The following is a 26,637-nucleotide window of genomic DNA, read 5'->3' as shown; positions in this document are numbered from 1 at the left end:
TCAGGCGGCGGCCGTCAACCTCTTTTTCCCAACTTTTTTATTGTTCTTTTCGTCTCGCCAACTAACTGTTTATAAGGTAACCAGTATTGCCCTGATGGACCGTTGGGTCAGCCCTGATTTCCGGCATCCTCTGCCTGCCCCGCGACTTTACCATCGGAACAGTTCAGGAATTCAGAGCTTTAAAGCCACACCTTGTCGGGATAGTACTTGAACACCAATTGCCCGCCTTTGAGGCTATCGACTACCCGCTCGATTACCTGATTATCAGCGGCCGGACACCCATGGCTCCGGCCAATTCTGCCGTACCTGCTCAGCCAGGTTTCATTCACGTATTCAGCACCATGGATAATGATAGCCAGTCGATCGGGCATCGCGACGCCTGCCGACACAGCACAACGGGAGGCACTCAAGGCCGTTTGAAGCACTATTCCGTCCAGCATGGGCGCGGCCGCGGCTAAACGTCCCAGAAGACCATGGTCCAGAGAACCGGCATGTGAGGCGAATGAAAGACCGGCGCAAAGTGCCATCGCAAGAACAGGGCGTAGACATCGTCCCAAAAAGAGCAGCAGTTTCCTCAAGTAAGACGCGGGAGCAAAGGCGTCAGACCCCGACACCCAAGGCCAGATCGACGATCCTGTCGACGGCCTTTTGAAGCGAATCCTCTTCACCCTCCGGTAGACCAAGAAGGATGTCGTATCCCATACCCAGGGCTACGTTGACGATCAGGGCGGCATCTCGTTGAGGCAGGGGCGAATCCAGCCGCGCAAGCAGGCGCTCCAGCCCGGCCATCCATGCCTGCCGATAGCTGCGCGCGAGCTTTGCAAGTCGCTCATCCCGAAGGGCCTCAAGCAGAAAAACCTGTTCGGCGAGAATACGCTCACGGCCTTCCGAAAACTGACTTTCAAGGTAGGCCGACGCAATGGCCGAGAGACGCCGAGCAAGGTGCCAGCGATCCGGACTTGTTCGTAACAGCTGCTCGGGCGGCAGGCTATCAAGAACCAGATTGATCGTATCGTAAAAGGCCTGAAGGTCACCGCTGGCCTTTTCCGCAAAGAACAGAAAGGCATCGCTGATGAGCTCACCGATGTCCCGGAAATAATACGTGGTCGCTGCCAGGGGGACATTGGCCTCCTTCGCAACGGAGCGATGCTTGATGCCACGGATACCATCCCGGGCCGCAATCCTCAACGTCGCCTCAAGGATTTCCCGCCTGCGTACTTCGCTTTTTGCCCGGGTAACCCGACGCCCCCGATAGCCCGGAGACTGCTCACTGACATTCTGACCTGACCCGATATCACAAACTCCTGCAAGGCTCGACTGTTCCTCTGCCATTTGCTGTTCCATCAATCCCTTTTCCCGGTTTATCACCAAGTATGACCGAAGCAAAGGGGCCAAACATTGATAGGTTCTGCACTTTTTGATTAGTCGAAGGGCTGGCTCATTGGCCAAATCTGCGACCGCCAGCAAGATACGCTTCTTCTTCATCCGTGGAGTTTCGGCCCAAGGCCTTATTTCGGTGAGGAAAACGCGCGAAACGCTTGATAATGTCGTGGTGGTCCCGAGCCGACTGTGCAAAGCTTTCCAGGAAATCACCCAGGATGCCCGACTCTGACGCCGCCAGCTGTTCATAGCACTCCACAGACGTCCGCTGATCCTCAAGGCGCTCAGAATGCTGCAGAGGCATGTACAGAAAGGCTCTCTGAACCGGAGCAAGGGCGACATCCTGCCCTTTTCTCATCGCCTGCCTGCACAATTTCCGCGCCTGGACGTCCTGGTCAAACGCCATGGCCGCGCCCCTGAAAATATTCCGGGAGAACTGATCGAGCAGAATTATCTCAGCCAGAATTCCACCCGGTTCACGCCGCCAGTGATCGAGACCCTGCTCCGAGGCAAACAGGACCATGGATAGAAACCGCCTTCGAATTTCCTGGTCGAATCTTCGATCAGACCTGAACCACCGGTTACGATGATCGCGGTCGGGCAGCCCCTCGCCATCAAGTTCTCCAAACCAGAAATCCAGAATCTCTTTCCAATCGAACATTACCCGGTACCCTGCTATTTTAAAGGTCTGCGCACGCCGCTCGCGGGTGAGCGGTGAAGGTGTACGACAGGCCGCTTAACCACGATGACTCAGGAGAGCTGATGAGCAACCGCATTATTCTGTTAGCACACGGAAGCAGTGACAAGCGCTGGTGTGAGACCTTTGAACATCTTGCCACGCCGACCCTGGAAGCGGTATCAGACTCACGCATCGCCTACATGGAATTGGCCGAACCCTCGCTGGATGACATTGTGGCAGAGGGTGTGGCAGAGGGTGCATACCGCTTCACTATCGTGCCGCTCTTTCTCGCGGCCGGCCGGCACCTTCGCAAAGACGTGCCGGCCATGATCAAAACTCTTGAGGAAAGGTATCAGGTCCGTATTGAACTGGCTCCACCGGTTGGTGAGAACCCGCAGCTGGGTGAAGCCATCAAAGGCGTGGTTCTGCACCAGTTGGCCGAAACAGACGAGTGAGGCGGGTGACACCCAGGGAGCGCCCACCAGCACCAGCGGCAACCAGCAAGGAGGACGAGACCGATGAATAAACGCATTCTGATTACCGGAGGCACAGGCTTCATAGGCAGGGTTCTGTGTCAGGAGCTGCTCGGGCGCGGTTACGAACTGACCGTGTTCAGCCGCCAGACCCCGGAAGATGTATTGGCCACCTGCGGTCGCGTTGAAGCAACGCGGGATCTCAATCAGCTCCGGTCGCACCCGGGCTTCGATGCCGTGATCAATCTCGCTGGCGAGGGGATTGCGGATAAGCGATGGTCAGAACAGCGAAAACGGCAATTGAGGGACAGCCGGATTGGCGTTACGGAAGTTCTTGTGGACGTAATCCGCAGCTGGGAAACGCTACCCGATGTCCTGGTCTCGGGTTCGGCTGTGGGTTTTTACGGGGATCAGGGGGCTTCGGTGGTTACCGAAGAAACGTCTCCCCATGACGAATTCACCCATCGGCTGTGTCGGGACTGGGAAAACGCCGCACTGGCCTTGAATGACCAGAAGGTCCGGATCTGTTTATCCAGAACCGGTGTCGTGGCAGGACCGGGCGGCGGCTTCCTCGCCCGAATGGTTCCGCCTTTCCGGCTTGGCCTTGGTGGCAGGCTGGGAAGCGGGCAACAATTCATGCCCTGGGTACACCGACAGGATGTTGTCGGCGCTTTGATCTGGATGCTTGAAAACGAGGAGGCCGCCGGGCCTTATAATGTTGTCAGTCCGGAGCCGGTTACTAACGCCGAATTTACCCGGTGTCTTGGTAGGGTTCTACATCGACCGACGCTCTTCCCCGCCCCAGCCCCGGTTTTACGCGTGGCTCTGGGCGAAATGGCCCGCCTCTTACTGACAGGCCAACAGGCGATCCCGGCCAAGCTGACCGGACAGGGTTTTCAATTCCGCTACCCGGAACTTGAACCGGCCCTGTCAAATTGCGTGCAATAATCCGGACAGGACATTTCACCTCGAAATTTTCTAAAAAAAGGCGTTGACACTATCGGGAGGCTTACTTAATATACGCGCCACCTCGACGAGGCAAGGTTTTGAAAACGTTGCGTCCCCTTCGTCTAGTGGCCTAGGACTCCGCCCTTTCACGGCGGCAACAGGGGTTCGAACCCCCTAGGGGACGCCATTTCTTCTCCTTGGCAGGAAGGCTTTTCCGTCTACCGTCAGACCGGTTTACCACCCTGCTTTCCCTTTTCTTTTGGCCCTCGGCCATGTGCTTTCTGGTCCTTCATCACGAAGAGCCCAACACCTACGAAAAAACCCAGAACCAGCAGCACCGCAACAATACCCGCGATAACGACAGCATCCATATACATTTTGCGTTCTCCAACTAATCAGTTACTTGACTAGGTTCAGATTACGCCCGCTTGGAATCAGGGGTATTGATCCACATCAACCGAAAGGTTTCGTCGAGCCGTTTTAAAATACTGAACCCGGACACATTTCTCTCGATTTTTCCTGTATTTGCAGAGCAACGGAGAGGAACTGCTGCTATAGTCGGAAAGGTAAACATACCTCCGTTCCCCTAAACCAGACTGGGTGGCAGAAGTTCACGGCATGCCAAAACTGTCTACGCGGCTCCAACGTTTCCGAAAAGGCTCCCCCCTATCCTTCAGGCTGCTAGCGTGGATAATTCTGTTCAGCTCAGTTTTTACCCTGATCGCCTCGGGCATCCAGATATACTCCGACTACCGCAAAGACCTTTCCCAGATCGATAACCGCATGAAGGTTGTTGAGTCAGGCTACGCCTCCAGCCTGGCCAGAAGCCTCTGGGCCCTGGACCAGAAACTGCTGCAAACACAGATGGAAGGAATACTCAGCCTCCCGGACATCGTGCACCTGAGGCTAAAGATAGAACCGGATTCAGAGCTGGTGATGGGCGATATAGACCGTGGTGCGCAAACCAGATCCCACAGCTTCAGCCTGGTCCATCAGGGCGACGAAATGTTCAAGCTGGGCGAGCTCACTGTGACAGCGGACCTCGGTCGGGTCTATGAAGAGATGGAACGGAAGGTCGGCATCATTCTGGCGACCCAGTTTCTGAAGACCTTTTTTGTATCGATCCTGATTATCCTGATTTTCCAGCACTTCGTTACGCGACACTTGTCTTCAATGGCGGATTACGCCCGTGATTTTTCGCTGACCAACCTCTCACGCCCCCTGGTCCTAGATCGCCCGGACACTCCGTCAAACCGGAACGACGAGCTCGGACGGGTAACTGAGGCCATCAATCAGATGCGGGAACGGCTGAATGACGATCTCGAGCGCCAGGAGCGGGACGCCGCTGAGATCCACAAGTTTTCCAAGGCGATTGAACAGAGCCCCTCCTCGGTGCTGATCTGTGATCGCCAGTGGCGAATCGAATTCGCCAACCAGAAATTCACGCAACTGACCGGCTATGACGCCAAGTCGATCCTCGGCAATCACCCCGGGTCACTGGGCGAGGGAAATGTCGAGAACCGCGAGAGTCGGCACCTGTGGCAATCGATCCGGCTCCAGGTGCAGCGCGTCGGCGTTTGGCAGGGGGAAGTAAACAGTGTCAGGAAAAACGGCGAGCGGTTCTGGGAGCAGTTGATTGTCACTCCCATCAAGGATGCCTCCGGCCAGGCCACCGGCTACCTGATTCTGGGTGAGGACATCAGTATCCGTAAACGCTATGAGCAACAACTTTTGCGTCAGGCGAACTACGACATCCTGACGGGCCTCCCCAATCGAATGCTTGCCCTGGACCGACTCAAGCTCGCGTTGGCCCAGGCACGACGTGAGAATACCCTGGTGGGGGTAATGTTCCTGGATCTGGACAATTTCAAGCACATCAACGACACCCTGGGCCACGATGCCGGCGACAATCTGCTGGTTGAGGCCGCGCGCCGGATTTCAAGCTGTCTGCGGGGTACCAGCACGGTTGCCCGGTTGGGTGGCGACGAGTTCCTGGTTATCCTGCCCGGTCTGAACGGGGCTGATGCCTCCTATCAGGTCGCCGATCGAATCCTGAAAACTTTCTCGCCTCCTTACATCCTGAATGGCCAGGAGGTGTTCGTCACCACCAGTATCGGCATCGCCATCTTCCCAACTGACTCCGACAACAGCGGGACCCTCCTCCAGCACGCGGACGCGGCCATGTATCAGGCCAAGCACAAGGGCAAGAGTTCATACGCCCATTTTGCCCCCGAAATGACCGAGGTATCCCACGAACGGCTGCAAATGGAATCTCGCATGAGACGGGCCCTGGAGCTTAACGAGTTCGAACTGAACTTCCAGCCCATTGTCCACACAGATTCCGGTAATTTGTGTTCTGTCGAAGCCCTGCTGCGCTGGAACAATCCAACCATGGGCACGGTCATGCCTGACCGGTTCATTCCATTGGCTGAGGAAACCGGGCTTATCATTCCCATCGGCGAATGGGTTTTGGAAGAGGCGTGTAAAACGGCTGTTTCCTGGAAGGAAATCACAGGCCGGGATGTGGGAATTTCCGTCAACGTTTCGCCCCGCCAATTCCGGGATCCGGGCTTCACCGATATTGTCATGAGGGCCTTGTCCAACAGTGGGCTTCCCGCCAACCAGCTCGAGCTGGAAATAACCGAGCGCCTGATCCTCGACAACTCCATTGAGACCGCTGAAATACTACGCCAGCTTGACCGGGCCGGCATTCGTCTGTCTGTGGATGATTTCGGCACCGGTTATTCGGCGCTCAGTTACCTGAAGAGTTACCCTTTTGACACCCTGAAAATCGACAAATCCTTCGTGCAGGATGTCATGAAGGAACCCGAGGATGCCTCGCTGGTTCGCGCTATTATAAACATGGCCCACAGCCTCGGGCTGCGCGTGATAGCCGAAGGTGTCGAGGAAGAAGCCCAAACGCACTTCCTTAAACAGGAAGGCTGTGACTTTTCCCAAGGCTACTTCTACAGTCGCCCCCTGCCCGCGCGTGACTTTGAAAGCTGGCTCAAAACCAACCAGCGCGTACAGATCTGAACAGCAGGACCACCGGAACCATGGAAGCCAATATACTCGTCGTCAATTGCGGCAGTTCCTCACTGAAGCTTGCGGTGTTCGACCGCCTCCACAACAAGCTGGTTTCAGCTCTGGCCGAACGACTGAACACGGACGATGCCTTCGTAAACATCGCCGATGCCGACGAGCCAATCTCGTTGCCGGCAGGCGCTTCACATGAAACCGCTCTGCGGGCATTGATTGACGCTCTGAGGGATCGAGGAATTCTGGCTCAGGATCCGGCGGCAATTGGTCACCGTGTCGTTCACGGTGGCGAAACCTTTCGAGGAGCGGCACTACTGGATGACGACGCCATTGCGGCCATCGGGGAATGCGCAGGCCTGGCCCCCCTGCACAACCCGGTTAACCTGGCTGGTATCGCAGCGACGCGCACCCTTTATCCGAACGTTCCCCAGGTCGCCGTCTTCGATACCGCGTTTCATCAAACCCTGCCGCCCCGGGCTTTCCTCTATGCTTTGCCGGAAGCCTACTACCGTGACTGGGCGGTTCGCCGATACGGTTTCCATGGCACCAGTCACTATTTTATGTCCCGGGAAGCCGCTCGACTCCTGGGACTTACTCCCGCGACCACATCAATCATCTCTGCACACCTTGGCAATGGCTGCAGTATCAGCGCCATCCGGGACGGCATCAGTGTTGATACCAGTATGGGTCTGACGCCGCTGGAGGGCCTCGTCATGGGCACGCGTAGCGGGGACGTCGATCCCGGATTGTTTGATTACCTGGCAGGAAAAGGCGTCTCTGCGGCCGAACTTCACGAGGTCCTGAATAAACAGAGCGGTCTGCTCGGGTTGTCAGGTCAATCAAACGACATGAGATCCCTTTGCGAACTTGCCGAGCACGGACACAAGCCCTCGGAACTGGCGATCGACGTTTTCTGTTTCCGGCTAGCCAAATACATAGGCGCCATGATGGCCTCATTGACAGCGCTTGATGCCTTGGTATTTACCGGTGGTATTGGCGAAAACAGCTCGCAGGTAAGGCAACAGACGTTGAGCCACCTTCGGCTTCTGGGATTCGAGCTCGACCCGGAACTGAATCAATCCAACGGCCTTTACAGCGACGGTCGGATCGACAGTGCGGAATCCCGCTTCCCGGTACTGGTCATCCCCACCAACGAAGAGTTGGTGATCGCCCGAGAAGCACTTCGCCTCGCTGAAAAGTCTCAACCGGTGTGACGCCCCACCGATCAGGAATCTGATATGGCAAAAAGTCTCTTTATCGCACCAACCACCATGAACTCGGGCCTAACCTCTGTCTGTTTGGGCTTGCTCCGCGCCCTGGAACGGGTCGGCGTCAGTGTTGGTTTTTACAAACCTTTCCATCAATCAGTCCACCACGGGGAATCCATCCATAACGACGGCAAGGACACCTCGGTTGAATTTGTCAGGGCTCGCAGCAATCTCGAACCACCGGAACCCATCAATCTGAAACAGGCCCAGCACCTGATCAACCGGGGCAAATCTGACCAATTGATGGAAACCATCGTGGGTGAATACCAGAAAGTCGCCAGAGACTTTGATGTCGTAGTCATTGAGGGCCTGGTCCCGGACCGCAGCGAAGCCTACATTGCCCGGCTGAACGTCGAGGTTGCACGAAATCTGGGCTCCGAGGTAATCCTGGTGAGCACACCAGAGGATAGCGATGCCGAGGCGCTGGACGAAGAACTCGACTTTTCGGCAAGACTCTTTGCCGCCCCCTCCGACCCAGACGTCATCGCGGTAATCCTCAACAAGGTAGGCGAGCCCGAGCAGTCGGGGCTTTCGCTGCAACGTTCATCCACGCCGACGACCGGGATGGCGGACTACCGTAAGGAGTGCAAGGTGTTCAGTGAGAATCGCTTTCGGCTTCTGGCGGAGATTCCCTGGCAGCCCGAACTGTTGGCGCCCCGGGTATCTGATATAGCGCGCGAACTGGACATCCAGGTCCTCAACGAGGGGCAGATGCAGAGCCGTCGTGTCCAGAACGTCTCGGTCTGCGCCAGGACAATCCGAAACATGACTGAGACACTCAGACCAGGGACACTTCTAGTCACCCCCGGAGACCGCGAGGACATTGTTGTTACCACGGCCGTTGCGGCCCTGAATGGTGTCCCGCTGGCAGGCCTCATGTTGACGGGCGGTCTTATGCCGGACTCGCGAGTTATCGAACTGTGCCGGCGGGCTCTGGACACCGGATTGCCGGTTCTGGGTTCGGATAACAACACCTATGAAACCGCACATATGCTGGCGAATCTCTCGGCAGCCATCCCGGTCGACGACCCGGACCGCATCGAGAAAGCCATGGAGATGGTCGCCACTCGAATCGATACCGACTGGCTCCAGAATCACCTGAAGGTCCAGCGTCAGAGCCGGCTATCACCCCCGGCATTCCGCCATCATTTGTCCGAACGCGCTCGCGCTGCCAACAAACGAATCGTTCTGCCGGAAGGCAGCGAACCGCGCACCATTCAGGCGGCGATCATATGCCACCAACGCGGGCTGGCCCGTTGCGTCCTGATTGGCGAAGCCTCCGAGATTCGCAACGTCGCAGTGTCCCACGGCTTAACACTGCCAGAGGACATGGAGATCATTGACCCGGCCGAGGTACGCAGTGCGTATGTCGCCCCCATGGTGGAGCTCCGCAAGCATAAGGGACTGGCTCCAGACATGGCCGAAGCTATGCTCGAGGACAACGTGGTGCTCGGTACGATGATGGTGGCCCAGGACGAGGCTGACGGCCTGGTCTCCGGTGCGATCCATACCACCGCCAACACCGTCAGACCTGCCCTGCAGCTGATCAAGACCCATGAACACGCCCGGGTGGTGTCTTCGGTTTTCTTTATGCTGTTGCCGGACCAGGTTGTCGTCTATGGCGACTGCGCCATCAACCCCGATCCCAATGCCGAGGAGCTGGCGGATATTGCCATTCAGAGTGCGGAATCGGCGGAAGCCTTCGGCATCGAACCGGTGGTGGCCATGATCAGCTACAGTACAGGCGAGTCCGGAACCGGACAGGATGTCGACAAGGTACGCGAAGCGACCCGTATTGCCCGGGAGCGCCGCCCGGACCTGCTCATCGACGGGCCACTGCAATACGATGCCGCTGCCATCGAGAGCGTTGCCAAAAGCAAGGCCCCGGACAGCGAGGTGGCGGGAAAAGCGACGGTCTTTGTATTTCCGGACCTGAATACTGGCAACACGACTTACAAAGCGGTTCAGCGCAGCGCCAATGTCGTCAGCATTGGCCCCATGCTTCAGGGCCTCAGGAAACCCGTTAACGATTTGTCCCGCGGTGCCTTGGTGGAGGATATCGTATTCACCATCGCACTGACCGCAGTCCAGGCACAGCAGGTCGCCGCTGTGAAATCGAAATGAACAGGGCCGGGTAATCCGGCCCTGAATTACCGCTTGAGGCTCTTCTGGCGGGTTTTCTTGATCCGCCGCCCCTTCTTGAGGTCGTTATCTTTCTTGACCTTCTGCCGGGGCGTAAGCCTGTCGACCTTGCCCGCGAACGGGTTCTCGCCCGACTTGAACTCGAACCGGATGGGGGAGCCCGTTACGTTGAGAACCTTGCGAAAGGTATTTTCCAGATAGCGTTTGTAAGCCCCTGGCAGGGCATCAACCTGGTTACCATGCACAACGATGACCGGCGGATTTGAGCCGCCCTGGTGCGCAAAACGAAGCTTGATTCTGCGCCCGTGAACCATGGGTGGTTGATGCTGGGCCACGGCGTCCTGAAGAATTGCCGTCAGTCGGTTGGTCGGCCATTTGGCCATGGCGGACTCGAAACAGGCCTGCACAGAGTCGTACATAACCCCGACCCCGGAGCCATGAAGCGCTGAAATGTAGTGTTTGTCGGCGTAATCCAGAAAGTCCAGGCGGCGCTGGACCTGCTCCTTGACCCGGGCACGGTCTTCCGGATCCATCCCATCCCATTTATTGACAGCGATGACCAGCGAGCGGCCGGCGTCCAGAACAAAACCGATGAGGTGAAGGTCCTGGTCCACCAACCCTTCCCGGGCATCTATGACCAGGATAACAACATGCGCATCGTCTATGGCCTGCAGGGTTTTGATGATCGAAAATTTCTCGACCGTTTCCCGAACATTTTTCCGCCGACGGACGCCGGCGGTGTCAATCAGGGTATATTCGTGCCCCTGTCGCTCATAGGGAATGTAGACGCTGTCCCGGGTAGTACCCGGCATGTCATACACCACGACCCGGTCCTCGCCCAGCATGCGATTGACCAGGGTCGATTTACCCACATTAGGACGACCTACGACGCCAATCCGGATGCCGGGGTACCGATCCGCCCGATCCGCCTCCTCTCGCTCTTCCTCTGACGGCAGCAGCAGTTCGAGCATGGAACGGATCCCCCGATTGTGGGAGGCCGCAATCAGAAAGGTGGAGTCGAAGCCAAGGCTGTAGAAATCCGCTGCCGCGATGTCGGGGTCCTGGCCGTCTGTTTTGTTAACCACCAGGTGAGCCTGTTTGCCCGAGCGCCGGAGGTGATTCGCTATGGATTCATCACCCGCCGTCAGGCCGGAGCGGCCATCCACCAGGAACAGCACAATGTCGGCTTCTTCCACCGCCTGCAGAGACTGTCTGGCCATCTCTGCATCCAGCCCCTGTTCGTCGCCGGTCAAACCACCGGTATCGATAACAATAAACCGCTGGCCCTCGTAGTTGCCCTCGCCATACTTCCGGTCACGGGTCAGTCCCGGAAAATCCGCGACCAGGGCGTCCCGGGACCGGGTCATCTGGTTAAACAGGGTTGACTTGCCAACATTCGGGCGGCCGACAAGGGCAATTACTGGGGTCATAATAAATCGCTATGCAAAAAGGAAAACAGCCCGGCATCTGTACCGGGCTGCAAGGTATTCATTCGATGGGCCGGATCCTGAGAACCGCCATGTCTCCGCTGTTACCGAAGACGAGCAGGTTACCATTGCTCAGCCGCTGTGCCGGTACGCGTATACCCTCATCATCGAATTCGAACTGCCCCTGGAAGCTGCCATCTTCCCGGGAGAGGATGTGCAGGTAACCCTCGAAATCGGCAGTAACAAGGTAATCTTCCACCACCATGGGCTGGGTCAGCTGCCGCCAGGATAACCGATCCTGAACCCAGAGTTCCCTGCGGTCAGAGCCTCGCAACGCCACGATATCGCCGTTGGCGGATGCCAGATAGATTTCACCATCGCCAATCATCGGCGAATACAGGCTGGACGCCTTGCGGCTCCAGATCTCCTGCCCGGTGCGGATGTCCACCAGCGCCAGCTTGCCCTGGTAACCCACAACCAGCACTGCAGAATCGAGGACCAGAGGCTGGCCGGTAATATCGACCAGACGCTCCAGTTCCGTTCGTCCCTGGGGCTGCCCTACTTCGTATTGCCACAGCGGCTGGCCGGACTCTGCACTCAGCGCAATGAGCTTACCATTGGCGAAGGATGCAAGGACCACGTCTCCCCCCACCAGAGGCGCAGCCGCAGCGCGAATCGAGAGAACCGGAACGACGCCGTCGTATTGCCAGAGTTTCTCACCGCTCTCGGCGTCAAATCCCAGCACCCGCCCATCGGTGGTCTGCGCAACCACCAGTTGGCCATTGGACTGGGGGGCAGCCAGGACTTCAGTTGGCAAGGCCGCACGCCACAGTTCTGTGCCGTCTTCCCGCGACAGTGCCAACAAATCGGCCTCTCGTGTCGCAAGGTAAAGCCGTTGACCGTCTCCGCCGACGCCGGCGAAGATCCGATCACTGAGTTCGGTCTGCCAGATCACCTTGCCATTTTCAGACTGGACCGCATAAACCTCACCATCCGCGGAGGCCGCATAGAGAAGATCACCGGCATTCAGAGGCGCCAGGTAGAGGAAGTCTTCGTCATGACCGTCTCCCACAGACATGCTCCAGACCTGCTTGAACTCTACCGAGCTTTCAATTTCCGGCAACGGAGCGGGTTGTTCAAAGGTGTCAGTGGAACTGCAACCGGCGAGCCCCATGACCGCGAGCAAGCCGCTCACAAGTCCGGCACGCACAAACCTGTTGCGATGGCGTCGCATCAGGCGTCCTCCCCGACACCGAGATCAGACAACTTGAGCTGCAAGACGCCGCTTCGACCCTGCTGACTTTGCTCTCGCGCTGTCAGATAAGCTTCACGTGCGCCCTCTTTATCGCCCTGGGCCAACAGGATATCTCCCCGAAGCTCCGAGAGAATTGCATCGAAAGCATCCGAATTTGATGCAGAGTCGATGGTGGCGAGCGCGTCCTCGTATTTTTTGGCATCAAACTGGGCGCGCGCCAGGCGGCTTCGAACGACCAGCGCCAAAGCCTCGTGCTCCCCGCTCTGCTCCAGCGCCCAAGAGAGGGAGTCAATCGCCGCCGCCGCATCGTCATCCATTAACTGCTGCTTGGCCAGGATCAGGTTACCGTAAACTGCGTAGGCACTGCCGGCATAATCTTCCCGCAGTGTTTTCGCCACAAAGGCAACGGTGTCTCCGCTGTTTTCATCTGCCTGTTCACTGAAGGCATTCAGGAGGTTGGCGAACTGGTTCGCGGCTTCGGTGCGCTGCTGCGCTTGGTGGTTTTGCCAGGCCTGCCAGCCAAAAACGATGGCCAGGGCAGCACCGATACCGATTAGCAGAGAGCTGCCATTTTTCTTCCACCAGTCCTTAATCGCCTGGACCTGTTCTTCCTCGGTGCGCAGTTCAGCCATGTTGACTCCTGTAGTCGGATGCTTTGCTTTTGTTAAAGTTAGGTTCAGTTCTTAAGCGCTTCAGCCAGTGCCAGTGAAAGCTCCTTCCAGGTGAGCTCTCGCTGAGGCTCATCTGAGCGCAGGGGTTTGAGCCCGGCGGTGCCGTTTGCCACCTCATTCTCTCCGAGAATAACGGCGTAGCGGGCTCCGCTCTTATCGGCCTTTTTCATCTGGCTTTTAAAACTGCCGCCGCCGCAATGGGACACCACCACGGCTTCCGGCAACGCGACACGCAGCTCCTCCGCCAGAGCCAATGCGGGTGCCATGGCGCCCTCACCCATCGCCGTTACGTAGACGTCGGCATCGCTGTTTACATGCGCCGGAACGAGATCCAGGGTCTCAAGCAGCAGAATAAGCCGCTCCAGCCCCATGGCAAAGCCAACGGCCCGGGTTGGCTTGCCGCCGAGCTGCTCCACCAGTCCATCGTAACGCCCGCCGGCACAGACAGTACCCTGGGCGCCCAGGCTGTCGGTGATCCACTCGAACACGGTTTTGCCATAGTAATCAAGGCCGCGTACCAGCGCCGGGTTCACCGTATAGGCAATACCAGCGGCATCCAGCAGTTCACGCAACCTGTCGAAGTGAGCGCGGGATTCCTCGTCCAGATAGCTGTCAAGTTTCGGGGCGCCAGCCAGAATCTCCCGGGTCGACGGGTCCTTGCTATCGAGGATGCGCAGCGGATTGCTCTGCAACCGGCGCTGGCTGTCCGCATCCAGATCAGACTTGTACTGATTAAGGTACTCAACCAGAGCCTGACGGTAGACCTTGCGGGCTTCCGACGTGCCAATGGAATTGATCTCCAGACGGGTATGCCCGGCAAGGCCCAGCTCTTTCCAGAGCCGGGCGGTAAGGACCAGCAACTCCGCATCAATATCCGGCCCCGCCATGCCAAAACATTCCACGCCTATCTGGTGAAACTGGCGATAGCGGCCCTTCTGCGGACGCTCATGGCGAAACATCGGACCCGTGTACCATAAACGGCGGGTCTGATTGAACAGCAGACCGTGCTCTTCTGCAGCACGAACACATCCGGCCGTCCCCTCGGGTCTCAGGGTCAGGCTGTCGCCGTTACGGTCGTCGAAGGTATACATTTCCTTTTCGACGATGTCCGTAACCTCGCCGATGGAGCGCTTGAACAGTTCGGTCTGCTCGACGATAGGCATCCGGATTTCCTGGTACCCGTATTGGGAGAGCACCTTTCGTACGGTGTCTTCAACAAACTGCCAGACGGGCGTCTGTTCGGGCAGGATATCGTTCATCCCGCGAATTGCCTGAATCTTAGCCAAGTTAAACCCTTAAACGTATTTCGGAGTAATGATGTCGGAAAATCAGACGGGATCAGCTGCCCGAGCGGGCGATGATGGCGTCTTCCTCTTCCTTGCGCCGAGCAACTTCATCGCGAATCAGGCGTTCGAGGTCGTCGGTCAGCGTCGCGTTATCAAGCTTCTGGTTCGGTTTCCCTGCCATATAGAACAGGTTCTTCGGGCTTCCACCGGTCAGACCAATATCCGCTTCTTTGGCCTCACCCGGCCCGTTCACTATGCAACCAATGATGGCAACATCCATCGCCGTATTCACATCTTCCAGGCGAGCCTCGAGGTCATTCATGGTCTGGATGACATCGAAGTTCTGGCGGGAGCAGCTCGGACACGCGATGAAGTTAATGCCGCGGCTGCGCAGGCGAAGACTTTTCAGGATGTCATAACCAACCTTGATTTCCTGGACCGGGTCAGCCGCCAGGGAAACACGAATGGTGTCGCCGATACCGTCCATGAGCAGCATCCCCAGACCAATGGACGACTTCACGGTTCCGGAACGGAAGCCGCCGGCCTCAGTGATGCCCAGATGTAATGGCTGCTCAATCTGGGCCGCTATCTTACGGTAGGCCGCAACGGTCATGAACACTTCCGAAGCCTTGAGGCTTACCTTGAAGTCCTGGAAATCATGGCGGTCAAGAATGTCGATGTGACGCATCGCGGACTCGACCAGCGCATCCGGTGTTGGCTCTCCGTATTTCCGCTGGAGTTCCTTTTCCAGGGAACCGGCATTCACACCAATCCGGATCGGAATATTCCGGTCGCGGGCGGCACTGATGACCGCACTGACCCGATCTTCCCGGCCAATATTCCCGGGATTGATCCGAAGGCAGTCAACCCCGAGTTCTGCCACTCGTAGCGCAATTTTGTGGTCGAAATGAATATCCGCAACCAGGGGAACGGAAACCCGATCCCGGATTTTTCCGAAGGCTTCCGCGGCATCCATGCTCGGGACCGACACTCGAACGATATCGGCGCCAGCGTCCTGGAGCGCCCGAATCTGTCCGACGGTGGCATCCACATCACAGGTGTTGGTGTTGGTCATGCTTTGAACCGCAATCGGCGCATCGCCACCAACAGGTACGTTGCCCACCATGATCTGGCGGGATTTGCGTCTAACGATTGGGGACTCGTGTTTCATGCGTTACTGACCGATTTCAAGTGGTTTCAAGTTTCAGATCGTCAGGGTAAATTCTGACCGATTATTTACGACAGGATAACCGCCCATGTCCACGGGCTCGCCTTGGAAACTGATCGAGCCAACGGCATCGACTGCGCCGATTACGACCCTGAGCGGCACCTCACCGGACACATCAATCTGGTCGCCACTCCGCTGCAATGAATTGACCAGGCGATTTCCGGCAGCATCGCTGACCTGTACCCAGCAATCACCGGTGAAGGTAATCTGCAACCTTCCGGTATCGGTCACTACCACCGGCTCAGCCGGATCCTCCAGTAGGGGGTCCGTCGTTTGGGTGACCACGGGGGCGGACTCAATCGGGTCCACCGTCTGGTCACTGGTCACTGAATCCTCGGCCATTGGCTCGAGCGGTTCGGTGACCTGGGTCCCAGCCACCTCGTCCGTAACCTGCGCCGCGCCGTTCGAATCATCCGTCGCATTCTCCGGCTCGGGCTCGGAAGCAGGCTCTGCCGCCTCCTCTGTCTCCATGCCGGCGGCACCATCAATCTCGGGAGCAGCTGACTCCGTCTCGTTCCCGGATCCATTGTATGCAGGCTCTTCCTGACCGGCCTTTTCCGCTACTCCGGATGGTGACACGGTTTCAGGCTGCGGCAATACGAAGGCGAATACCAGATAGCCGGCAAGCCCCGCAACACACAACAACAGAGCCAGTTTGGCAACTCGACGTTTTCTCCGGCGCCGCCGCTCAATATCGACCAGTGGATTGGCCTCGAACTCCTGCTCACGCTCCTGGCGCATTGGCTCGAGTTCCCGGTCAAGATCGGCTATTACGTCGCTGGCTTCCAGCCCGACTTGCTTGGCATAAGCCCTGACGTACCCTTTCAGGAAGAGTTCACTGTCAATCTTCTTGTAGTCCCCTGCCTCGATTGCCTGAATAACAGCCGGCCTCAGATGCTGGGCCTTGGCAACGTCGTCGGCACTCAGGCCTCTCTGTTCACGTGCACGCTGCAGTTGCTGCCCTACAGGATCACTGCTCGTTGGCTGGGGGGTTTCTTCACTAGTCATTAGAAATCAGCACCTTATATTGTTGGTATTCGACTGACTCCGGGAAATTATTCTTAAGCTGCAGTGCCAGGCTGGCTTCCTGGTTGCGGTTATCCAGATGACGGGCGATCCGGATGCCCGTCAACAAACTTTCAGGTGAGTGACGAAGACGGTCGTTTCTCTGCATCATTGAGGCAAGTCGGGTATAATAGCGCGCGGCTGCATCGTAATCTCCCTGATCTGCCAACACGCGCGATAGCGCCAGCAAGGAGCGGGCGTCGCCCCTGGACAACTCCACAGCGCGGCGATATGAGTTCGCTGCATTATCGAGTTCGTCCAGGCGTTCCTGGGTCATCCCCAGGTTGAAAAAGACTGAGCCCCTCTCCTTGTATTCGGTGTCCCGTGACGCTGCCCGAAACTGGTCCCGTGCCTCCTCGATACGACCCTGTCCGTAAAGAAACGCGCCATAGTAAACGCGGGCACGGGTGTACCCCTGATCTGTCGCGATGGCCTGCTTAAAACTGGACTCGGCAAGCTCGGCTTCGCCCTCGGCGTTGTATACGAGGCCCATTGCGGCCTTCGCTGCAGGGCTGTCGGCGTCCAGATCGAGTGCACGGTCAAGATGATGACGGGCGCGGTCGAGGTTACCCTGACCAATATAGGCAGTGGCCAGCTGAACGTAATCCTCCACCGCTTCCTGGCGGTCCGCCTCACGGGAGAAGCGACTGTCGGTGGTCGTGACGCAACCTGTGACAAACAACGCGGCTAACATCAGCGCCGCGACAGAAAAACGCCAGCTCGTCGATCTATAGGTCACAGTTTCGCATTCCTCGCTTCAACTCGTTGTCGGTGCCTTATCAGGGATTAACCTGCTGGACCTCGATGTATCGTTTGCTTCGACGGGTACGATCCTCAACCCTGCCCACCAACTGGCCGCATGCCGCATCGATGTCATCGCCACGGGTCGTTCTGATGGTAGCTATGTATCCGGCTTCATTAAGAACCGCCTGGAACCGGCGGGTTGCATTCATGCTCGGCCGACGGAAATCGCTTTCCGGAAAAGGATTGAAGGGTATCAGATTGATCTTGCAGGGAAGATCCCGAAGCAGCACCGCAAGTTCACGGGCGTGTTCCGGTTGATCGTTCATTCCCTCAATCACGGTGTATTCGATGGTGGCCTTGCGCTTGTCTGGTAACCGGGCGAAGTATCGCTTGGTGGCCGCAAGCAGCTCCGAAATCGGATACTTTTTATTGAGCGGTACCAACTTGTTACGGAGTTCATCATTCGGGGCATGCAGGGAAATAGCCAGTGAAACATCGGTAACTTCCGCCAGGCGATCAAGTGCCGGAACGACCCCGGATGTGCTCAGGGTGACCCTGCGCTTCGAGATGCCGTAAGCCAGATCCTCCATCATGAGATTCATGGCATCGACAACGTTGTCAAAATTCAGGAGGGGCTCACCCATCCCCATCATGACCACATTGGTAATGGGACGATCCGGGCCCGGCTCAAATGGCATGAAGGCCTTGCGCGCAACCCACACCTGGCCGATTACCTCGGCTGCGGTCAGATTACGGTTGAAGCCCCGTTTACCGGTCGAGCAGAAGGTACAGTCCAGGCTGCACCCGATCTGCGAGGAGACACAGAGCGTTCCACGCTCGCCATCGGGAATCAGTACTGTCTCAACACTGTTGCCGTTGTCCATGCGCATTACCCACTTGCGGGTACCGTCCTTGGACGTCTCGTCATAGACCACTTCAGGGCCACGAATTTCAGCAACCTGCTTGAGTTTTTCCCGGAGCGCCTTGCTCATATTGGTCATTTGATCGAAGTCATCAGCCCCACGCTGATGAATCCACTGCAAAACCTGAGTGGCACGAAAACGCTTTTCCCCCAGGGTCTCGAAGAAAGCCTCAAGCTTGGCTTTCGGCATCCCCAGAAGATTGGTTTTTTCAGCGGCCGCTGTCATTTTATAACCTCGATCAGATAACCAATTCGGGGGCAGGCCAACAACGACCGCCCCCGATCAACAGGATCAACCGCGCGGGCAGATCTCGTTGTCATTGAAAAAGTACGCGATTTCACGCTCAGCTGACGCCGCAGAGTCAGAGCCGTGAACGGCATTTGCGTCGATAGAGGAGGCAAAGTCCGCGCGAATGGTGCCCGCGTCTGCTTCCTTCGGGTTAGTTGCACCCATCAGATCACGGTTCTTGAGGATTGCGCCCTCGCCTTCCAACACCTGAACAACCACGGGACCGGAAGTCATGAACGCCACCAGGTCATTGAAGAAGGGGCGTTCTTTGTGTTCGGCATAAAAACCTTCAGCCTGTTGCTGGGTCAGGTGCATCATCTTGGCAGCGACGATGTTCAATCCAGCCTTTTCAAAACGGCTGTAAATTTCGCCGATCACGTTCTTGGCAACTGCGTCGGGCTTGATAATTGAGAGCGTGCGCTCATTCGCCATGGTGTTTCTCCACTAGGGTTCAGGTTAAAATTCCGGCCTGCGATTATACGCAGTCCAAGGGCAACTGCCTACCGCACTGCACGCAGTCGGCTAACAACATCAACTATTTGCGAACTGGCAAAAGCCACTTCCTCGGCCGTGGTAAACCGGCCGAAAGAAAAACGCAGCGCCCTGTGGGCCTGCTCGTCGCTCAAACCAATTCCACGCAGGACAAACGATGGTTCGATCGTGGCCGAAGCACAGGCTGATCCCGACGACACGGCCAGATCCCTTAGACCCAGCATCAGGGACTCCGCCTCGACTCCGTCAAAGGAAAGATTCACGATGCCTGGCACGCGAAACTCGGCGCTACCGTTCAGACTGACACCATCCAGACCTTCGAGGCCGCCAAGGAAAGAGGTCCGCAGGCGTTCCAGCTCTTCCACATCCGACTCAAGGCGCTCCTGGGCAATGGAGAATGCCTTACCCATGCCCACTATCTGATGCGTCGGCAAAGTCCCGGAGCGCATGCCACGCTCGTGTCCACCGCCATGAATCTGAGCTTCGATACGCACATCCGGTGAACGTCTCACATAAAGCGCCCCGACACCCTTTGGACCGTAGACTTTGTGCCCGGACAACGACATCAGATCGACCGGCATTGCCGTAACATCGACTGGCATTTTGCCGGCTGCCTGAGCTGCATCGACGTGAAAGAGCACACCCCGTTCACGAAGTTCGCGACCAATGGCGGCAACATCGGTCACACATCCCAGCTCGTTGTTGACCAGCATGAGACTGACCAGAACCGTATTGTCCCGCAAGGCATCGGTCACCTGATCCGGATGAATTCGACCAACCCGGTCCGGTGTCAGCCAGGTCACGTCCACGCCATGCTGTTCAAGCCATTTACAGGTATCCAGCACGGCTTTGTGCTCGATGGATGAGGTCACGATGTGGACGTCAGTTCGTCCGGCAACCGCACCCTTGATGGCAAGATTGTCCGACTCAGTGGCGCCGGAGGTCCAGACAATCTCTCTGGGATCAGCGTGGATCAGTTGGGCAACTTCACGACGCGCCGCCTCAACGGCAGCCTCCGCCCTCCAGCCAAAGGCGTGTGATCGTGATGCCGGGTTCCCAAAGATCCCATCAGGCGTCAGGTATTTAACCATTTCTTCGGCGACAGACGGATCAACGGGCGTCGTCGCCGCATAATCCAGATATACGGGCTTTTTCATGGTATCAAGGAGTATTATTTCAGGCCGGCGCCTGGTCAGACAGGCGTTCGGTATTAATCGTTTCAGAGCCGTTGTCAGACTGACGGCGGTTCTGCCGGTCCGCAACCTGGCGGATTTCATGCTTCTTCATCAGGTCGCCGAGGCTGATTTCACTCAGGAACTGATGAATCTGGTCACTCAGATCAGACCAAAGGTGGTGGGTCAGACACTTCTCGCCTTTCTGACAGTCCCCTTTGTTGCCACATCTCGTGGTGTCCAGAGACTCGCTAACGGCATCCACAACTTCCGCTATGAACACCTGCCCGGCCTCGCGGCTCAGACGATAACCACCGCCGGGACCACGAATACTGACCACCAGATTCTGTCGGCGCAGACGGGAGAAGAGCTGTTCCAGGTAGGAAAGTGAGATTTCCTGACGGGCTGAAATATCGGCAAGACTCACCGGCCCCTGGTCTCCGTGCAGAGCCAGGTCCAGCATTGCCGTGACGGCATAGCGGCCTTTGGTGGTCAGCTTCATGGCATCAGCCCCGTGATGGGATTGAATCTCGAAATACAGCAGCGAGTATGAATTGACCCACTAATTCAGTCAAGTATTCACCCCCGGGGCTCCTCGCTCTCATCACGAACGCAATCAAAATCTTCTTCCTGCAGCGGCGGCAATTCACCGTTCTGGTATTCGATGTTTACCTTGCGCAGGGCCTTGCACATGTTCTCAATGCGGTCGTCCACTGCGTGCATGTGGTCCAGGAGGGAGCGCACGGCGCGCGCAACGGGATCGGGCATCTCTTCCGTAACACCATAGGCATCGAAGCCCATGCGCTCTTCCATTTCCTTGCGGCGCACATCATCATCTTCACTCGGGCGCTTGACGATGATTCGCCCGGGAATGCCGACAACAGTGGCCCCGGCCGGTACCGCCTTGGTTACCACCGAATTGGAACCGACCTTGGCGCCCGCTCCCACTTCAAATGGTCCGAGAATCTTGGCGCCGGCACCCACGACCACTCCGTCGCAAATGGTCGGGTGCCGTTTACCCTTATTCCAGCTCGTGCCACCCAGAGTAACCCCCTGGTACAGGGTCACATCGTCTCCGATAACGGTCGTCTCACCAATAACGACCCCCATGCCGTGATCAATAAAGAACCTTCTGCCAATGGTCGCCCCCGGATGGATTTCGACTCCGGTCAGCCAGCGGGCGATCGTGGAAATTGTGCGGGCAATCCACTTGAGACCGAATCGCCAGAGTCTGTGAGCAAGCCGGTGAAACAGGAGGGCATGAAGGCCTGGATAGTTGGTCAGCACCTCGAAAGTGTTCCGGGCCGCCGGGTCCCGATGAAAAACGCTGTTGATGTCTTCCCTTAAACGCTCAAACATGGCCATTATCCTGCCCCGTCGCCTTCGAATCGGCCTCGGTTATTTTACTGTCAGCCTTGGCGCCAGCAGCTTTCTGCACTGACGTCAGTATGCCTCTGAGTATATTGATTTCCATCTGGTCCAGTCTCGCGCGCTGGAACAGTCGCCGCAAGCGCGTCATAAGCTGGCGTGGATTTTCCCTTCGGTGAAAATCCACATCCACCAGTACCTGCTCAAGATGGCCCAAAAAGCCTTCCACGTCGTTGACGGGTGCGGGAGGAACATCCCATCCCGGATCGCCAGGCGCCGTCATGGGTTTTAAGTATGGGCTTCCCTCACCACCTTCAAGGCCACGCAGAAAATGCATCCTTAATTCGTAGCACATGACCTGGACGGCCATCGCCAGATTCAGAGAGCTGTAATCCGGATTGGACGGTATATGAATGTGGTAATGACAGCGTTGCAGTTCCTCGTTACTCAGGCCATGATTCTCCCGACCAAATACCAGCGCGACTGGGCCGTTGGTCGCATTTTCCGAGGCCGCCACAGCTGCTTCCGGAGGCGCAATAACCGGCCAGGGCACTTTCCGCCCCCGGGCACTGGTTCCCATTACCAGAACGCAGTCCGCAAGCGCCTCGTCCAGGGACGAAACAACGTTTGCCCGATCCAGCACATCAGAAGCGCCCGAGGAACGGGCGTAAGACGCCTCGTCCGGGAAAGAGTTCGGGTTGACCAGCCACAGATTCCCGAGGCCCATATTTTTCATGGCACGAGCCACCGCACCAATGTTGCCTGAGTGAGAGGTCTCGACCAGAACGATTCGGATCTGATCCTGAAATGAGTCAGTGCCCTCCAGGGGAAGTGCCGGCTTGTGCATTGAGTATGGGTCCAGACTGATTTAATTGAGGCGGGCATGATAGCAGAAAACCAACGCGTCCCGCCCGTCCGGAGATGCCGTAATCCTTTGGTATCCGTGCTATTGCTAAGTCAAAAAACATACAAGCGCCCTGATCTTTTGCTATGATACCCGGCCTTCACACACCCGGATAATGAACACTCAGATGCAACCAGCTATTAAAATGGCCCTGCGCGTCGCGCGTCAGGGGTCCGATTATCTGAAAGCCCATTTCGAGCGCCAGGAGCCCGCCGGTAAGGACGACGAAGAACGCCGCCGTCAGCTGGATCGGGTCGAGGAGTCAATTTACGACAACTTTGCGGAGCAACTCGAAAAGGCCTACAAGGACCATAGCATCGCCCCTCTGAACGAAGCGAATGCAGGAACCAGCGAGAGAAGCTGGCACGTTTTCCCGGTTCTTGGTCGCGAAAACTTCCTGAGGGGCATCCCGGAGTTTGCCCTCGCCCTGGCCCAGAAAAAGAACAACCGCACCGAAAACCTTCTGGTGATCAACCCGGTAACCGGCGAAGAATACTCCGCCAGCCGCGGACACGGGGCGGCACTGAACAGCCGTCGGGTTCGGACGTCCGACATCAAGCACGCCAACAAGGCTGCAATTGCCACTAACCTGCTGGATCAGGCGCGCAGAAGCGAAGACACTCAACTGTGGGGCGAAATGGCCTCCGTCCTTGCCCGTGAATCTGCGATGTTCCGCACTTCTGGCTGTGTGGTTCTGGATATTGCCCGCGTATCTGCCGGCAACCTGGACGCAGCCGTCATCTTCCGCCCGGAGATGGTAGATCTGGATCTAGGCGTAACGATGGCCATGGAATCAGGCGCCCTGACCGGCGACTTCTCCGGCAACCCCTCAACTGGCAGTGCCCGCCAATTGGTAGTGGCCAATCCCAAGCTGTTCCGGGAAGTCCTGAAATCACTTCACCCGTTCCGGGGGCGTCTGCCCCGCTGATCGACCAGCAAGCAGCCATAAAAAAACCGCCTTCCCAAGGGAATGGCGGTTTTTTTGTTTCCGGTGAACCAGTTACATCCGGTTCAGCCACTCTGGGGGTTGTTCCTCTTCTTCTGCATCAGCGGCTCCCTCTTTCGCCGGGAGCATCAGGTCTTCCCGTGATACACCAAACGCAATCAGCAGGTTCGCAGACACATAAATGGAGGAGTAGGTACCAACAATCACACCGATAATCAACGCCAGCGCGAAGTTATTGATGGCCTCACCGCCAAACAGGTACAACGCAAACAGAACGACGAGAGTCGTACCGGAGGTATTGATTGTTCTGCTGATGGTCTGGTGGATCGAGGTATTGATCACGTGCCAGGAATCACCCACCCGCATTTTTCGGAAGTTTTCCCGAATCCTGTCGGCCACAACAATGGTGTCGTTCAGGGAGTAACCGATCACCGCCAGCAACGCCGCCAGTACCGTCAGATCGAAGGTCCACTGGAACAGGGCAAACACACCCAGAACAATGATCACGTCGTGCGCCAGTGGCAGGACAGAGGCAATACCGAACTTGAACTGGAAGCGCATACCGACGTAGATCAGCACTACCGCCAGCGCAAGCAGAAGCCCGAGGCCACTGTCTTCCCTCAACTCCTCGCCAACCTGAGAGCCGATGAACTCGGAGCTGATAAGCTCGAGATTTGCGCCTCCAGCGGTCAGCGCGTCAGTCACCTCGCCCCCCAGTTCGTCATTACCAGCCTCGGCGAGTCGAACCAGAACCGTAGTGTCGGCACCAAAGTTCTGTACTACGAACTGCTCGTAGCCTGCCTCATTCAGCGTGGAACGAATTTCATCCAGTTGCGGCGCCTCGGCATACTCGAATTCCACTGACGTGCCGCCGGTGAAATCCATACCCAGGTTCAGGCCCCGAACTGCCAGCAACACGACGGAGGCAACCAGCAGCGTGATCGAGAGAACGGAAGCGAGCTTCCGGAACCCCATGAAATCAAATGGTTTATTCTCTTGCTCAGACATTTGCCAGCTTTCCTCCGATCGACAACTTCTCGATCTTTCGACCGCCATATACAAAATTCACGATGCTGCGACTGACCATAAGGCCGGAGAACATCGAGGTCAGGATACCCAGACACAGGGTAACGGCGAACCCTTTTACCGGGCCGGAACCCATGGCAAACAGGATTACCGCGACGAGCAGGGTCGTAATATTGGCATCGAAAATGGACACGAAGGCCCGGGAATACCCGGCACTGATGGCCGACTGGGGCGGAACCCCTGCCTTGAGCTCCTCCCGTATGCGTTCAAATATCAGGACGTTGGCATCGACCGCCATACCCACCGTGAGTACGATACCAGCGATGCCCGGAAGCGTGAGCGTTGCCGACAGGATGGACATGCAGGCAATGAGCAGCATCAGGTTGAGGGTGAGCGCCACGTTGGCGACCAGACCGAACCCCCGGTAGTAAACCAGCATGTATAGGAGCACCAGCCCGAAGCCGAGTGCTACGGACATCACGCCAGCATCAATGTTTTTCTGGCCGAGGCTCGGCCCAATTGTGCGTTCCTGCACAAAATACATCGGTGCGGCCAGCGCGCCTGCGCGCAGCAATAGGGCCAGCTCTGCGGCTTCCGGAATGGAATCCAGGCCGGTGATACGGAAACTGCTTCCGAGTGCTGACTGGATCGTGGCCAGGCTGATGATGCCCTTCTCCACAACCCGTTTGTCGACAGACGTCATTTCACCGTCGACCATCCGGTTTTCCGTTTCCGTGCGGAATTCAATGAATAGCACAGCCATGCGGCGCCCGATCGCGTTCCGGGTCGCACGGTTCATCTGGTCTCCACCGACAGAATCCATCGTGATGTTGACCTGAGGCTGACCATTCTCGTCAAACGCCTGCTGGGCGTTCGCGACATTATTACCGGTTGTGATGACGTCACGCTCAAGACGCGCGGTGCGCCGGGGGTTGTCGCGGAAGCCAAATTCCTCGACCTCACTGGCCGATGCGTCCTGACGCGCCTCCAGGCGAAACTCGAGATTTGCAGTCGCGCCCAACACTCGCTTGGCCTGGGCTGTATCCTGAACCCCTGGCAACTCAACGATAATCCGGTCGGCGCCCTGGCGCTGAACAAGCGGCTCGGCAACGCCAAGCTCATTGACGCGGTTGCGGATCGTGGTGAGGTTCTGCTCGAGGGCATATTCCTGGATGGATTTCACCTCGGCCTCTGACAGCGACAATACGATCTGACGCTCGCCGTCCACGGTTCTCTCATCCATCAGAAACTGGTTGTACTGGTCACGGATCAGGTCAAATGCCTCGGCACGGGGTTGTTCGTCGCGGAAGGTAAGAACGATCTGCCGCTGACCCTCTACGTCACCGCCGCGATAGCGGATCCGCTCTTCCCGAAGATCACCCTTGATCTGGCTGGAAAGGGCTTCCAATCGCGTGTTCAAAGCCGTTTCCATATCCACCTCCAGCAGGAAGTGGACGCCACCGCGCAAATCGAGGCCCAGTTTCATCGGACCGGCGCCAAGACTTTTCAGCCACTCCGGGGTCGAAGGTGCCATGTTCAGTGCAACCAGATAGTCGTTGCTCAGTGCCGACTGAACAATCGGACGGGCCTGAAGCTGATCCTCGCCACTGGTAAGACGAATCAATGCATCCCGGTCCTGAAGCGTACTGCTTTTTACCTCAATGCCCTCCGATTCCAGCGCTTTGACCGCGCGATCGAGAACGGTTGAGTTGACCTCGGTACTGCTGCGAGCACCGGTGATCTGGATGGCGTAATCGTCAGGAAAAAGGTTGGGCAAGGCGTAGATAAATCCGATCACGAGCGCGACCAGGATGACCAGGTTTTTCCAAAGCGGATACTTGTTCAGCATGGGATCCCTTTTAGCCGACCCGAAGGTCGGCATGGTGTTTCAGCCAGAAAAAATCAGTCCGTCA

25 protein-coding genes and 1 tRNA gene are annotated in these 26,637 nt (G+C 57.2%); 7 read left to right on the top strand and 19 right to left on the bottom strand.

Annotation, left to right across the window (positions count from 1 at the left end):
* Positions 1–179: 179 nt before the first annotated feature.
* From K0B93_RS19160 to K0B93_RS01285, 3 genes are all read right to left on the bottom strand, one after another.
* Positions 180–371 carry a murein L,D-transpeptidase catalytic domain-containing protein gene (locus tag K0B93_RS19160; protein WP_228743153.1) on the bottom strand — a complete coding sequence of 64 codons (192 nt, stop codon included), beginning with the start codon at positions 369–371 and terminating at the stop codon, positions 180–182.
* 229 nt (positions 372–600) lie between these two features.
* Positions 601–1,344 (bottom strand): TetR/AcrR family transcriptional regulator, encoded by a 744-nt coding sequence (locus tag K0B93_RS01290; RefSeq protein ID WP_228743151.1) that lies wholly within the window; start codon positions 1,342–1,344, stop codon positions 601–603.
* Between the two features lie 94 nt (positions 1,345–1,438).
* A complete protein-coding gene (locus K0B93_RS01285; RefSeq protein ID WP_219865462.1) occupies positions 1,439–2,041 on the bottom strand; it encodes a DUF924 family protein in 603 nt (200 codons plus the stop codon).
* 101 nt (positions 2,042–2,142) lie between these two features.
* On the opposite strand from K0B93_RS01285, the gene K0B93_RS01280 reads away from it, so the two are divergent.
* From K0B93_RS01280 to K0B93_RS01270, 3 genes are all read left to right on the top strand, one after another.
* Entirely contained in the window at positions 2,143–2,514 is a 372-nt protein-coding gene (locus tag K0B93_RS01280) for a sirohydrochlorin chelatase (protein ID WP_219865461.1), read from the top strand.
* Positions 2,515–2,577: 63 nt separating this feature from the next.
* Positions 2,578–3,480, top strand: a complete 903-nt coding sequence (locus K0B93_RS01275) for a TIGR01777 family oxidoreductase (RefSeq protein ID WP_219865460.1) — start codon at positions 2,578–2,580, stop codon at positions 3,478–3,480.
* Positions 3,481–3,591: 111 nt separating this feature from the next.
* A tRNA-Glu gene (locus tag K0B93_RS01270) sits at positions 3,592–3,667 on the top strand.
* Positions 3,668–3,704: 37 nt separating this feature from the next.
* On the opposite strand, the gene ccoM is transcribed toward K0B93_RS01270, so the two are convergent.
* A complete protein-coding gene (gene ccoM, locus K0B93_RS01265) occupies positions 3,705–3,857 on the bottom strand; it encodes a cytochrome c oxidase subunit CcoM (RefSeq protein WP_219865459.1) in 153 nt (50 codons plus the stop codon).
* Between the two features lie 241 nt (positions 3,858–4,098).
* Here ccoM and K0B93_RS01260 point away from each other — a divergent pair, with 241 nt between their 5' ends.
* Genes K0B93_RS01260 through pta form a run of 3 tightly spaced genes read left to right on the top strand, consistent with a single transcriptional unit; the run spans position 4,099 to position 9,911 of the window.
* The gene (locus tag K0B93_RS01260) at positions 4,099–6,516 is read left to right on the top strand and encodes an EAL domain-containing protein (RefSeq protein WP_219865458.1); all 2,418 of its coding nucleotides are present in this window, start codon (positions 4,099–4,101) and stop codon (positions 6,514–6,516) included.
* 20 nt (positions 6,517–6,536) lie between these two features.
* The gene (locus tag K0B93_RS01255) at positions 6,537–7,733 is read left to right on the top strand and encodes an acetate/propionate family kinase (RefSeq protein WP_219865457.1); all 1,197 of its coding nucleotides are present in this window, start codon (positions 6,537–6,539) and stop codon (positions 7,731–7,733) included.
* Positions 7,734–7,757: 24 nt separating this feature from the next.
* Positions 7,758–9,911: a phosphate acetyltransferase gene (gene pta, locus K0B93_RS01250; protein WP_219865456.1), complete on the top strand. Its 2,154-nt coding sequence runs from the start codon at positions 7,758–7,760 to the stop codon at positions 9,909–9,911.
* 26 nt (positions 9,912–9,937) lie between these two features.
* On the opposite strand, the gene der is transcribed toward pta, so the two are convergent.
* The 13 genes from der to trmJ form a co-directional block, all read right to left on the bottom strand.
* Entirely contained in the window at positions 9,938–11,359 is a 1,422-nt protein-coding gene (gene der / locus K0B93_RS01245; RefSeq protein WP_219865455.1) for a ribosome biogenesis GTPase Der, read from the bottom strand.
* 58 nt (positions 11,360–11,417) lie between these two features.
* Positions 11,418–12,590, bottom strand: a complete 1,173-nt coding sequence (gene bamB / locus K0B93_RS01240; protein ID WP_219865454.1) for an outer membrane protein assembly factor BamB — start codon at positions 12,588–12,590, stop codon at positions 11,418–11,420.
* A complete protein-coding gene (locus tag K0B93_RS01235) occupies positions 12,590–13,243 on the bottom strand; it encodes a YfgM family protein (RefSeq protein WP_219865453.1) in 654 nt (217 codons plus the stop codon). The genes bamB and K0B93_RS01235 overlap by 1 nt, the downstream gene beginning before the upstream one ends.
* A 44-nt stretch (positions 13,244–13,287) precedes the next feature.
* Positions 13,288–14,568: a histidine--tRNA ligase gene (hisS, locus tag K0B93_RS01230; protein ID WP_219865452.1), complete on the bottom strand. Its 1,281-nt coding sequence runs from the start codon at positions 14,566–14,568 to the stop codon at positions 13,288–13,290.
* Between the two features lie 52 nt (positions 14,569–14,620).
* Positions 14,621–15,739 (bottom strand): flavodoxin-dependent (E)-4-hydroxy-3-methylbut-2-enyl-diphosphate synthase, encoded by a 1,119-nt coding sequence (gene ispG, locus K0B93_RS01225; RefSeq protein ID WP_219865451.1) that lies wholly within the window; start codon positions 15,737–15,739, stop codon positions 14,621–14,623.
* Positions 15,740–15,772: 33 nt separating this feature from the next.
* Positions 15,773–16,804: a RodZ domain-containing protein gene (locus tag K0B93_RS01220; protein ID WP_219865450.1), complete on the bottom strand. Its 1,032-nt coding sequence runs from the start codon at positions 16,802–16,804 to the stop codon at positions 15,773–15,775.
* Positions 16,797–17,555, bottom strand: a complete 759-nt coding sequence (pilW, locus tag K0B93_RS01215; protein ID WP_219865930.1) for a type IV pilus biogenesis/stability protein PilW — start codon at positions 17,553–17,555, stop codon at positions 16,797–16,799. Before pilW ends, K0B93_RS01220 begins: the two co-directional genes overlap by 8 nt.
* 85 nt (positions 17,556–17,640) lie before the next feature.
* Complete coding sequence (rlmN, locus tag K0B93_RS01210) at positions 17,641–18,753, bottom strand: 23S rRNA (adenine(2503)-C(2))-methyltransferase RlmN (RefSeq protein WP_219865449.1); 1,113 nt, start codon at positions 18,751–18,753, stop codon at positions 17,641–17,643.
* Positions 18,754–18,819: 66 nt separating this feature from the next.
* Positions 18,820–19,248 (bottom strand): nucleoside-diphosphate kinase, encoded by a 429-nt coding sequence (gene ndk / locus K0B93_RS01205; RefSeq protein ID WP_219865448.1) that lies wholly within the window; start codon positions 19,246–19,248, stop codon positions 18,820–18,822.
* A 68-nt stretch (positions 19,249–19,316) separates the two neighbouring features.
* Positions 19,317–20,465: an IscS subfamily cysteine desulfurase gene (locus tag K0B93_RS01200; RefSeq protein WP_219865447.1), complete on the bottom strand. Its 1,149-nt coding sequence runs from the start codon at positions 20,463–20,465 to the stop codon at positions 19,317–19,319.
* A 19-nt stretch (positions 20,466–20,484) separates the two neighbouring features.
* Positions 20,485–20,982, bottom strand: a complete 498-nt coding sequence (iscR, locus tag K0B93_RS01195; protein WP_219865446.1) for a Fe-S cluster assembly transcriptional regulator IscR — start codon at positions 20,980–20,982, stop codon at positions 20,485–20,487.
* A gap of 77 nt (positions 20,983–21,059) precedes the next feature.
* Positions 21,060–21,839, bottom strand: a complete 780-nt coding sequence (gene cysE / locus K0B93_RS01190; protein WP_219865445.1) for a serine O-acetyltransferase — start codon at positions 21,837–21,839, stop codon at positions 21,060–21,062.
* The gene (gene trmJ / locus K0B93_RS01185; protein ID WP_219865444.1) at positions 21,832–22,695 is read right to left on the bottom strand and encodes a tRNA (cytosine(32)/uridine(32)-2'-O)-methyltransferase TrmJ; all 864 of its coding nucleotides are present in this window, start codon (positions 22,693–22,695) and stop codon (positions 21,832–21,834) included. The genes cysE and trmJ overlap by 8 nt, the downstream gene beginning before the upstream one ends.
* A 184-nt stretch (positions 22,696–22,879) precedes the next feature.
* On the opposite strand from trmJ, the gene K0B93_RS01180 reads away from it, so the two are divergent.
* Complete coding sequence (locus K0B93_RS01180; protein ID WP_219865443.1) at positions 22,880–23,680, top strand: inositol monophosphatase family protein; 801 nt, start codon at positions 22,880–22,882, stop codon at positions 23,678–23,680.
* A 72-nt stretch (positions 23,681–23,752) separates the two neighbouring features.
* Here K0B93_RS01180 and secF read toward each other — a convergent pair whose 3' ends face one another.
* Positions 23,753–24,706 (bottom strand): protein translocase subunit SecF, encoded by a 954-nt coding sequence (secF, locus tag K0B93_RS01175; protein WP_219865442.1) that lies wholly within the window; start codon positions 24,704–24,706, stop codon positions 23,753–23,755.
* Positions 24,699–26,573 (bottom strand): protein translocase subunit SecD, encoded by a 1,875-nt coding sequence (gene secD / locus K0B93_RS01170; RefSeq protein WP_219865441.1) that lies wholly within the window; start codon positions 26,571–26,573, stop codon positions 24,699–24,701. Before secD ends, secF begins: the two co-directional genes overlap by 8 nt.
* Positions 26,574–26,637 lie beyond the last annotated feature (64 nt).

It is taken from the genome of Marinobacter sp. F4218 (assembly GCF_019443085.1).
In the GTDB taxonomy this organism is placed as follows: Bacteria; Pseudomonadota; Gammaproteobacteria; order Pseudomonadales; family Oleiphilaceae; genus Marinobacter; species Marinobacter albus.
Note: the sequence above shows the minus strand (reverse complement) of the source record. Positions and strands in the feature narration are given on the sequence as shown.